The sequence below is a fragment of the Burkholderia sp. S171 genome (assembly GCF_009766085.1).
Classification (GTDB): domain Bacteria; phylum Pseudomonadota; class Gammaproteobacteria; order Burkholderiales; family Burkholderiaceae; genus Caballeronia.
In genome coordinates, this window is record NZ_LMUF01000022.1 from 1 (window position 1) to 10,936 (window position 10,936).

The 10,936-nt window shown below is 57.5% G+C and carries 6 protein-coding genes; 4 read left to right on the forward strand and 2 right to left on the reverse strand.

What is annotated here, in order from left to right; all coding sequences use genetic code 11:
• Positions 1 to 686: 686 nt before the first annotated feature.
• Together GSQ93_RS11415 and GSQ93_RS11420 are read left to right on the forward strand one after the other, a co-directional pair.
• On the forward strand, positions 687 to 1,886 hold the full coding sequence (locus tag GSQ93_RS11415) for a glycosyltransferase (RefSeq protein WP_158935756.1): 1,200 nt from the start codon (positions 687 to 689) through the stop codon (positions 1,884 to 1,886).
• Between the two features lie 1,297 nt (positions 1,887 to 3,183).
• On the forward strand, positions 3,184 to 4,596 hold the full coding sequence (locus GSQ93_RS11420) for a glycosyl hydrolase (protein ID WP_254073845.1): 1,413 nt from the start codon (positions 3,184 to 3,186) through the stop codon (positions 4,594 to 4,596).
• A 401-nt stretch (positions 4,597 to 4,997) separates the two neighbouring features.
• Here GSQ93_RS11420 and GSQ93_RS11425 read toward each other — a convergent pair whose 3' ends face one another.
• Positions 4,998 to 5,300: a hypothetical protein gene (locus GSQ93_RS11425; RefSeq protein WP_158935758.1), complete on the reverse strand. Its 303-nt coding sequence runs from the start codon at positions 5,298 to 5,300 to the stop codon at positions 4,998 to 5,000.
• 236 nt (positions 5,301 to 5,536) lie between these two features.
• Between GSQ93_RS11425 and GSQ93_RS11430 the strand changes: the two genes are divergently transcribed.
• Positions 5,537 to 6,652, forward strand: coding sequence for a glycosyltransferase family 1 protein (locus GSQ93_RS11430; protein WP_158935759.1), 1,116 nt, complete (start codon positions 5,537 to 5,539; stop codon positions 6,650 to 6,652).
• A 723-nt stretch (positions 6,653 to 7,375) separates the two neighbouring features.
• On the opposite strand, the gene GSQ93_RS11435 is transcribed toward GSQ93_RS11430, so the two are convergent.
• The gene (locus GSQ93_RS11435) at positions 7,376 to 8,632 is read right to left on the reverse strand and encodes an oligosaccharide flippase family protein (protein WP_158935760.1); all 1,257 of its coding nucleotides are present in this window, start codon (positions 8,630 to 8,632) and stop codon (positions 7,376 to 7,378) included.
• Between the two features lie 597 nt (positions 8,633 to 9,229).
• Here GSQ93_RS11435 and GSQ93_RS11440 point away from each other — a divergent pair.
• Positions 9,230 to 10,495: a glycosyltransferase gene (locus GSQ93_RS11440; RefSeq protein WP_158935761.1), complete on the forward strand. Its 1,266-nt coding sequence runs from the start codon at positions 9,230 to 9,232 to the stop codon at positions 10,493 to 10,495.
• The last annotated feature ends 441 nt before the right edge of the window (positions 10,496 to 10,936 follow it).

Below are 10,936 nucleotides of genomic sequence, written 5' to 3' on the forward strand. Positions count from 1 at the left end.
CATACCGGTGCACGCCAGCTGGAAGAAACGATCCGGCGGCTGGAGAACGTCGGGGCGAGGGTGGGAGGCCATATCTTCAACGGCTTCTTGCCGGGTCGGTACGGTGAACGCGATGAGTACGGCCTCTACCTTGCTCGCAAGCTGCATTAGACAAGATGGTGTGTGGATGTGTGGACTTGAGAGGGGCATCCGGGCGGCTTAAGGAAAATCCGCCCGGACCCGAATTTTGAGCAGGTTCGAATGAGCGGGTTTGAATACGAGGGCGCCTGATTCCGGCGTGATAACGAGCGTCGTGGACGGGCATGTAAGAAGGAAACGGGCTCGTTAGTTACGAGCCCATTTTTACGGGTACGCCGGCAGAGTGCGTCGAATGCCTTTTATTGACTGAAATAGCGTTGGAAACATCAGATGATCGCGTTGAACGGTGTCGAAACGCACCTTCGAAACGAGGTATTCGTCGTATGCTTCACATGCTTTCGGTGTTTAACCGGGAGATAGGCGATGGCGATCAATCTGAGCGGGAAATCCGATATGTCTGCTCCGCATGGGTCGCCACGCTTGAGCGGCTGCCGGCGTCTCTTTCGTTTCGAATCCGACGCCCACGCGGACCCACGAGATCCGATGGGCGACGCCTCGACTCGCAACGCACGCAACCGCATCGAACTGGAAATATTGGAGATTCAAGCATGCAACGATGCCGGATATTGGTGATCAACGACTTTGCCGAGAAAGGCGGGGCCGAGGAGGTGTACCGGCAGTCTGCGGAGCTTTTGCGCGCAGTGGAAGGCGTTGAGGTCGAATGCTTTGACCAGACGACATTCTGCGAGCCCGTGGAGGGCCGCGTGAGCTTGTGGAACTTCGCGGCCGCGCGTGCACTCGCAAAGGTGATGGACGACTTCAAGCCGCATCGCGTACTGGTCCACAACTATCACAGCGTGCTATCGGCATCGGTGCTTGGCGTAATCGCAAAATATAAGCGCGAACTCCGCTACACCGCGTACATGACCTGCCACGACTTCCACCTTGTCTACTACAACCCCAACTTGCTTAGCTACACGAAGCTGGGTGTTGGAACCCTGCCGCTCGATTCCTTGCGCACGTCGCGCGCGCTCTGGTTGAGATCCAGTCCCAAAGGTTTCGCGCACGATGTCCTCAAGAAAATGCACTGGCACGCAATGCGTATGCTGGCCAAACCAGAGCGCATCTTCGACGTATTCCTTTGCCCCAGCCTCTTTATGCAGCAGGCGTTGGTGAAGAGCCGCCTCATCAATAAGTCCGACCTGGTGTTCAACCCCGCATCCGTCAACGTACGGGCTTTGCGCCCGAAGGTGTGCACGAGCGATAGCATCAACCTGGCGTTTATCGGCCGGGTGGCGGCGGAGAAGGGGCTGGCGCAGTTTATCGAGCTCGCACAATCGATCGACTTCGCGCGGATCAATCGCCTCACGATTTACGGTGATGGACCGGAGCGGGAAATGCTCGAGAAGCGCTTCGCGTCGCTGATCGAAAGCGGGAAGATACTGTTCTTTGGCCGACTGCCGCAGGAGAAACTTTTCGAAGAACTGCAGCGCTCGGCCGACGCGGTCGTGCTGCCGTCGGTTTGGCCGGAAAACGCGCCGCTCGCGATTATCGAGGCGGCGTTGCTCGGCCTACCGGTGCTGGTCAACGATATCGGCAGCCTGTCGACCTTCGGCGACCAGGTTGGCAACAAGATCAAGTTCCGCAGCGACCCGCAGGCGCTGCGCGAGGCGCTGGACGCGCTTGCCGCGCATCTGGCAAAGCCCGCGCGGGAGTACGACGTGCGTGAATTCTCCCCGGCTCGTTACGGACAGCGACTCGTGCAGATCATGCGTCTTGATGAGCAAATGGCGATGGCGACAAGCTAAGACGTCTTGTTGCGCCGGAACGGCGAAGACGAAAAAAGGCTCTGCTGATGCAGAGCCTTTTTTCATTTCCCGGGCCGTACCTAGCGTGAGCCGCTTGCGATAGACACCTCGGCCGCTTCACCACTGACCCCACGTACCCGGCCGAGAAGACGCGGCTGCCTGTCTCTCCATTCCGCAAGCTTTCCACCAATTTTTACGCGGAACGTATCAATGCCGGGGCTCTTGCGATCTTTACATCAAAATGTCGTAGTAATAGGTTATCAATTCACTTAAAACTTTCCTTATTAATCAGATTATTTGAATTTGATTCAAAAATGATAGTTATGAAGATTAAGAGAAATTAGGTGATATAGCCTTTCCGATATCGCTACAACCTGGAGCCTTTGCTGGCGTGGCTTTGGCCGCCGCCCGAATACGGTAGCGGTATGTAATTCCGCGCAATTTTTTTCAGTTACACTGCGTTACGTATTTACTACTGCGTTAAAACGTTTCGTTCGTGTAACATTCGGGAATTGTGCGGCGCGGGAAGCGTATTTCCGACGCAAGAAGCGACGCGTAGTTTTTGCCGTTCAAGCTAATTCGCCTAGTAGGTCAAAGGACGAACGCTCTCGCAGCGTCCGGTGGTTTCCCTTTGCCTGTTTCCGCCTCTGTCGCTTTAACGTGGGTTTCTTGATGAGAACGCTTTTACATCTCGCCGACTCGATCTTGCGGGTTCTCAATGCCTTCGCCAGCGGCCTGATCGCCGCAGGAGCGGGGTGCGTCAAAAGTTCGTTCCGGTTCGCCGCCTCCAGTACTTCCGGGGCTTGCGAATCCAGCGTTTCCTAGCGGTGGACGCGGGCATGCAGATCATCGCCGGCAGGCCGGTAAGGTTGCGTGATCGGTACCTCGCAGTGGTCGTGTTCTGTGCCTCGGCGCCCACGGCCCATCCCGCAAATTCGTCCGGACCAAAAATCGCCTCCCGTCAGTTCGTTTGTGGCATCGACGGACTATTCCGCACACCGATTTTTGCGCGCCGTTCTGAGCGTCTAGCACCACCTGGTGACAGGCAGTTGTAATTATTGCTGTTACTGCTGCGTTATCTGTTAGGACCCCAAAATAAATGAATTGGGAGGCCGTATCTCAGCGGCTGCGACCAGGATTTCTAACTGAGAGATGGAAGGGCTCGTGTTGATCAGGCCGCTATACGGTAGATCCAGATGCTCTTTTTTAACCATTTTCGTCGGATCCTTCGGCGTTGGAGAATTTTGTTATGTTAGTACAACGAAAGTTTATCGGCCTATCCGCGCTTTGCCTTTCACTGGCTGCATGCGGCGGTGGCGGCGGGGGCTCAGCAAGTGATGCCAATGTTGCAGGTTCAGCGACCAACGTCGACATTGCACAGCATCCCGCGTCGGTTAGCGGAAGCGTCATTCCGCCCGCTACCTCAATCAACGATTCATCGGGTGCGGTCTGGACCCTCAACAATGGTGTGGTCTTCCGGGCGGGCCAGACGACTAACTCGGCAGGTACAGCCACCCTCGTACTTTGGTACGCAGGAAAGATGTATATGAGCAATTCGGCTAACGTTTGGTCGGTATGGTCGAACAACAGCTGGGCAACATCAACCGATCCGCGCGTGGCGGCAGCTGCAGTTGCGGCGCCCGCAACGACGACACCCGCTGCAACCACCACTGCGACACCAGCCGCCGCCGCAGCCCCGGCTACAACGTCTACGCCGGCAGTGTCCGCTGCCACGTCAACGTCGACGGGTCCGGCAATCCCGTTCTATGGGATCAACGGCCACTACGTGCAGGGCGGCTTGTCCACGTCGGTCCCGCTCAGCACGCAGGCCGCGTCGCTTGCGGACCTGGGAGTGACTAACTTCCGCCAGGACATGTACTCGACACAGGACATTGATACCTTCGTAAGCACAGTGATTCCTGGGCTGGGCTCCAAGGTGCAAGTCCAGCCGGTTATCATCGCGAACCCCTACGACGACCCGTCTCTGAATGGCGCTACGCCGACCGAAGCGAGCGCGTATGCCTATGCATACACCATCTCCGCTTACGCCGCGACCAAGCTCGCGGGCATCCCGGTGGTGGAGTTCGGCAACGAGTACGACCTTGATAGCCATAACGCGCCTATTGCAAGCGATGGCGAGAGCATTACGGACTACGATAATTCCACTTTCCCGATATGGCGTGGCTCGCTGCGCGGAGCTGAAGACGGCTGGCGCTCGGTCGATACCGGTCATGTCACCAAGGTGATTGCGAACGCAACCTCCGGCTGGCTGCACTTTGGCTTCCTCGCAGGTCTGATGAACGGCACGCAGCCGGACGGCAGCACGGGGCATCCGACGATCTCGCCCGATATCATCCAGTGGCATTGGTATCAGGATGGCGGTGATTTCGAGAACGCCATCGGCACGTCGGGCACCTACAACGTGCTTGCAACGCTGAAGTCTACGTACAACTTGCCGATTATTTTCACCGAAATCGGCTCCAGTCCGGACCAGACGACAGCCTCGCAGCAGACGTACATCACGAAGACCATCGCGGAACTTGCCGCCGCCAAAGCGACATACAACGTGATCGGCGCCACCTGGTACGAGTTGTACGACTATCCGAATGACGCCTTCGGTGTACTGACCAGCGCCACCGCCCAGAAAGCGACTTATTCGACCTTAAAGTCGATGATCTCGGCTAGCCCGGTGGCTGCGACGGCGCATTGAGTGCATTTGTGAGCTGATAGCACTAGCCGCAGCGGACCGCTGCGGCTAGGTTCGTTTACGACTGGCGCCGGTAATCCCGGTGCAGGCACCGACGACCGACCCAGCGCGCATAAGCACGCAGAGATACCCGATTCGTCAGAGCTTTACTGCGGGCGGATGCATCGAGCCAGACGCCCCAAAGCGGCACCAAACGGCGCGCATCGATTCAACCCTCTTCGAGCAATGCCCTCCACGTGCGTTACGACCCAGCGCACAAGTCAACGCGAGCGGCGGAAAAACTGACCTAATTCGCAAAGCGATTCTTGCACGCGTGCCGAAAGACTTGCTGGATTAGCAAGCGCCCGACTCCGGCAATCCATCCAGACATGCGCTGTCGTGTCTCCACGAGATGGTCGCCGCTCTCACCGAACTCCCCCCGCATCGCAAGCGAAGTGGCCCTCCGCCCCTTGCGCCTTGACCCGTGCCGTGCGGCCATCGCCGCGGCGCTCTACGTCGAATTGACTAAAGCGCGAACGCTCGCAGCCGCGAGCGTTTTGCACGCCACCGATTTGCCCCCCGTTAGCTTGCAGTTCGAATTGCGTTGACGCTGTGTGCCCGTCCGCACGGTGCTCGCCGCGGCCCGCAACTATCGTTGCGTCTGTATGCATGCAACGCCGGGATACATGCGAGTCCAGCGGCACCATCGCGAGCGTAACGACTGCCATGTCGTGCTCTCCGCGGTCGGTGCCTTCGGTGTCTCGATGACAAACCGCGATGCCCGCAATTGACGTTATCGACAGATTTTTTTTGGAGAGGGTCGCATGAAAGCACGGCTAGTCGCTCATGGGCGCGCCCGGAAATCTTCAGCGAGGGAACCCATGATGCAAAACGCATTTGCGGGGCGGGGCATGACTGCGGCCTCGATCGAACGGTCGGCAAGTACCGTCGTGGGGGAGGTCTCGTGAAATTTGCAATCAATGGCAAGTTTACTGCGCAGCGTATCACCGGCGTCCAACGGGTCGCCTATGAACTAACGCGAGCCTTGCAGGCGCGTGACCTTCCTGCCGACGAACTCGAAGTGGTGGTTCCGCCGAACGCGGCCGGCGCCGGTCTGTCGCTTAAGCGCAAGCGGATGTCTGCATGGTTCAAAGGCAACCTCTGGGAGCAAATTACGCTGCCCTTGGCGACCAATCACCAGACACTCATCAGCCTGTGCAATACCGGTCCTCTTTTCAAGAGCAACCAGATCGTGATGCTTCACGACATGGCTGTCTACGACGTCCCCTATGCATTCTCGAAAAAATTCAGGCTCTGGTACAAGCTGAAATTTTCGATCCTGCATCGGCAGGCGAAGGTCATCCTCACGGTGTCGGCCTTCTCGAAGGAGCGCATCTGTCACCACCTCGGCATTGACGCGGCGCGTGTGGCGGTGATCCCCAACGGGGCCGATCATCTCGACCGTGTGACCAGCGATCCCGCCATTTTCTCGCGGCTGAACCTGACGAAAGGCGGGTATTGCGTCATCGTGGGCAGTCTCGATTCCCGCAAGAACTTGCAGCGCGTACTCGATGCGTTGCCGCAACTCGATCATCTGCGTGACATAAAATTTGTTGTCGTGGGCGCTGCCAACCCGCGTATCTTCGGTTCGGGCCTGGCCGTGGAGAAGCATCAATCGGATCAAGTTGTATGGGCGGGCTTCGTCTCGGACGGCGAGTTGAAAGCGCTCTACGGCGACGCTGCATGCCTTGTGTTTCCTTCTCTTTACGAAGGGTTTGGGTTGCCGCCGCTGGAGGCAATGTACTGCGGTTGTCCGGTGATCGTATCGAACGAGGCCTCGCTTCCTGAGGTTTGCGGCGATGCAGCCATGTATTGCGATGCGAAATCGATCGACGACATCGCCGCCAAGATTTCGCTGATGATGGGTGACAAGGAACTACAGCAGCGGTATCGCGAGATGGGCTTGCGCCACGCTCAGCAATTTAGATGGGACCGCGCCGCGAGCAAGCTGCTGCAAGTGCTATACGGCGAGGCTTATGCAACAGCGCCGCAGCTCACGGAGCGTCCAACGGTCGGGTAAGTCAACCGGAAGCTGCACTGCTGCTGACCGGCACCTGCATCCAGACACGTCTGGATGCAGGTGCCGGTTTTTACGTTGGGGGAACAAGCGGCGAGTTTGCCGATGCAACCACTGACGTCCGCAGTCTCGCGACCGTTCATCGTCAGACAGAGGCCTGATCCTTCGGTGCTCCCTGGGCGGCCCGGATCGCAACGCAATCAACGCGCACTTGTAAAACGTCTAAAGCCGTCGTGTGCCTCTACAGGTGAACACACGTACCCGCTTCTGACTTCAGCTAGCCTGAGAGCAATCCCGCGCGTCCTCCCGTCACTCGACACCCATGCGTCGTGACTTACGTGAACTGTCTTTGAGAGTTGTGCTTGGGGAAAGACGCTGTAAGCGAAAGCAATCTTAGGGAGAAAATCGGGGAATGAAAAACCATCACTAGCCCGACTGCTGAAGAACGAGAGCAACTCGGACCGAGTGAGGGCTCGCGCTAAACGCAGAAGTCCATCAACGTTCTCATTCTGTTAAATCGCGACGCCTCTTCGCGGCGACGTCGCCGCTCGGGCCGGCGCCGGGCATCTCACGATCGACGACGCCCGCATCGAGCTGTCTAGGCGGTTTCCGGAATTTGAGGCGTAACGGACACTAGCTGTCTATCTGCAATGCGCAGCCGTTCACATAACCAAACCGGCTGACGACGTCAGGCAAACATAGGACGTTGGAGGACGCGAGTTCCACTCAGGACGCAAGGGGACGTCGTTTCAGGAACGGTACTTTCTCGAAATACAGCGTTGCAGCCATGGCTACCGCGATGTACGTCTCGACCACGAACACCGTTGCCGCGGCGCCTTGCTCGCCATAGAGCCTCGCAAGCAAAGCCAGCAATCCGAAATTCAAAAAAGCGGAGACAATCAACACGCGGCTGAACTGCGACTTCATCCCAAGCGGAAGCATGGTCTGGACTCCGAATATGTCGGAGAACCCGGACATGAACGGTATGAAGGCCATCCAACGGAGGACGTTCACGGTCGGCGCAAACTGCGCGCCATAGAGTATTTTGACCGCAAACGGCGCGCCAAGGAAAATCGTCAGCGACACAACTGCGAGGAGAGCGCCCTGAAACGCAAGCATCTTACGCAGGAAATCGAATGCATCCTCGCGGGCGTGATGCATCAAGTAGCTGATTCGCGGATAGGCAGCGCTTCTTAGCGGCGTCATCATGGCGAGCGCGGCCCGTATTAGTTTGTCACCGGCCGAGAAGTATCCCGCTGTGACGTTGCCCGAGATCAACGCGAGTATCACAACGTTGCTTGACGTGTAAATATCGAAGATAGCCGTCGCCATGAAGACGCCCCAGCCGTTCCTCAACGCCTTCACAATGTCGCGCGCAGGCACCGCAACGAAATCCAGTTCGCGGCGGAAATACAAGGCGGTGACGATCGCGATTCCGGACAACAACGGCACGAGCGTGTTGACGCCCATCGCCCAGTAGATGTCTTCGGGAGTGCGCACCAGCAGGAACATGGCCGGCACGCTCAGCGCGCGACCCCCGAACACGATGATGCTGATCACGCGAAGGTCTTCAATTCCCTGGAAATACCATGTAGGGATCAACATGGCGCCAATGGCCGTGCCAAAGCCAAGAATCAGCAAGGCACGATCCTGCTCGAGCCGTTCGAAAGTGAACGACAGCGCCACTAGCACGAAAAACCCAACTGCCGTGATGACGGCTTGCGAAAGGATGGTTTCCCAAAAAATGCGTGAACGCTCTGCCCGGTTGTCGCGGTTGATGGAGATCTGCGGCGTTGCGGTCAGGCTAAAACCGTAGTTAGTCAGTATGACGAAGTAGTTGATGAAGGCCATTGAAAACGCGAGGCGCCCATAACCGCTTGGCATGAGCACCCGCGTAAGCAGCGGCAAGGTAAGCAGCGGCGCCGCATAGGTCGAAACTTGCAGCATCATTAACACCGCAAAATTCTTTCGAAAAGAAGCCATCGACTGCGTATCCTGACTTGATTAGTGCCTAAGCGTTGCGCCGCGTTGCGACGCCCAGCCGAGCGACAAGAAACTAGAAAACGACGCGAGGTGACCTGCCATGCCAGCTTGGTGATGGTCGCCATGACGGTGACGGCCATCACCAAGCTAGCATGAATCTATCAACTCTCGCATCGCCTGTGAGAGGCATGCGGGGAGCTCGTGGCAATGACGTGGAACCGGCATAGGTGTCGAATCCGCCGGTCGTCCGGCTCCGCACCGCCGCACAACCGTTTCCTCGTACAAATACTGGGTTCATCCCTCGAATTGTGAGCCTGATTGTAGACGCCCGTTGCTGGCAGGCTCGGTGCGCTGCGCAACATTGTGTGGACGAATGGAATTCGTAAAGGGCTAAGCATTGTCCTGCTTGCGGCAGGATTCGCATGTGCGCCATCGAACAGTGCTGTCCGGCGCGCAGCAGTCTAATCAATACGGCGAGCCTATTTGTGCCAGTGGTTTGCGCCCAATTCAGGTGCTGTTTGTGACGTGACGTGACGCGGCTTGACATGACGTGGCAAGCGCGCTCACCGGATTGGCTAAGCGCTAAGGTGAGAAATCATGAAGGTAGCAATTGTCCATGATTGGCTAGTGACCGCCGGAAGCGCCGAAAGGGTTCTACAGTCCATGCTTGAGTGTTTCCCACAAGCAGACATCTTTACCATTGTTGATTTTCTCGAAGATCGTTCGTTCCTCGATAACCGGCAGGTGACCACCTCGTTCATCCAGAAGCTCCCGTTCGCGCGCGCGCGTTACAAGGACTATCTGGCGTTGATGCCGCTTGCGATAGAACAATTCGATCTATTGGCCTACGATCTTGTCCTCTCGAGTTCGCATGCGGTCGCCAAGGGCGTACTGGTCGGCCCGGACCAGTTGCATGTGAGCTACGTGCATTCGTCCCTCCGCCATGCCCGCGATTTACAGCATCAGAACTTGAAGAAATCCGCGTTTTCGTCAAGTGCGAAATCGATCTATGCGCGCATGCTGCTGCACTATATTCGTGCGTGGGACGCGCGTTCGGCTAATGGCGTCGATCATCTCATTGTTAATTCGCGTTCCAGTTCGCGGCGGATTCACCAGGCTTACCAACGAGAATCGACCGTGATCTATCCCCCGGTCGACGTTCGCGGATTATCGGTCGGCATACATAAGCAGGACTTCTATGTAACGACGTCGAGCATGGTCCCGCACAAGCACGTCGATCTGATCGTAGAGGCGTTCTCACAGATGCCGGAGAGACGCCTTGTCGTGATCGGGGACGGCCCTGATATGGCCAGGATCAAGGCTGTTGCGGGGCCCAATGTAGAGATCCTGGGGTACCAACCGCTCGATGTGCTGCACGATCACGTGCAGCACGCGCGTGCGTTTGTCTTTGCGGCCGAGGAGGATTTCGACACTTCACTCGTCGAAGCCCAGGCGTGCGGCACACCGGTTATCGCATTGGGCAAGGGCGGTGCGCTGGAGGCGGTGATTGGCTTGCCGGACGAGCGGCCCTCAGGTGTATTTTTCAGGGAACAAACGATCGAGTCGCTAATTAGCGCCGTCGACACGTTCGAGCGGCATTCGGACCGCTTCCATTCGATATTTTGTCGCGAAAACGCCGAGCGCTTCTCTGCTGCAAATTTTAAGGCGGCGCTCAGTACATTCGTGGAAGTTCGGTTGGCGAGCTTCCGCTCGGAAGCGGCGCTTTCGAACGTGCAGCCACTGTCGGTATGTCAAGTGCCGCAGCGGCGGCCGTCAGCAGGCGCAACCGCTCGCCTCAATGAGCGCGGTAGTGCTGCAGTCGAAGATACAAGACTGAAAACCAGGTCATCGCGGCGCCGGTAAAGGCCCGCCAGGGGCGGTCGGGCGCCTCGCGAGGTGCAAGGGGGGCGTGCTGCCCCGAGCATATTGCTCAGCGTGCGTCGCCGTACATTCCTGTCTTACCCGCGCATATACGATCCTTCCTGCAGATGAATGAAGTTGATGCAGCATGCTGCAGCGTCAAAAATGCCTGTTGCCGAACGCGGTTGGGCGACCGTAAGGGTTCTGCCTCGAAGCGTCTCGGCAGCGCGGCTCGCGGGATATCACGGTTGAAAAAAATAGAGTCAGGTGGTCGCGCACGGGCGCCCGAGGCGAGCCGTGTTGCTGACCGTGTTACGCATTCAGTGGCTACCGGCTCATCAGTGTTCCTGCATAAATTACATCTTTAGTCGTTAAGCGGTAAGCATTGCTGGTGCACAGGTTATTTCAATAGCCGGAAGCTTTTGTGACGCACGGGGCTCGGCC

What these genes read in the sequence shown, in the direction of transcription:
- GSQ93_RS11415 (WP_158935756.1), top strand. Translation starts at nt 687, where the DNA reads ATGCAACGATGCCGGATATTGGTGATCAACGACTTTGCCGAGAAAGGC.
- GSQ93_RS11425 (WP_158935758.1), bottom strand. Translation starts at nt 5,300, where the DNA reads ATGGCAGTCGTTACGCTCGCGATGGTGCCGCTGGACTCGCATGTATCC.
- GSQ93_RS11435 (WP_158935760.1), bottom strand. Translation starts at nt 8,632, where the DNA reads ATGGCTTCTTTTCGAAAGAATTTTGCGGTGTTAATGATGCTGCAAGTT.
- GSQ93_RS11440 (WP_158935761.1), top strand. Translation starts at nt 9,230, where the DNA reads ATGAAGGTAGCAATTGTCCATGATTGGCTAGTGACCGCCGGAAGCGCC.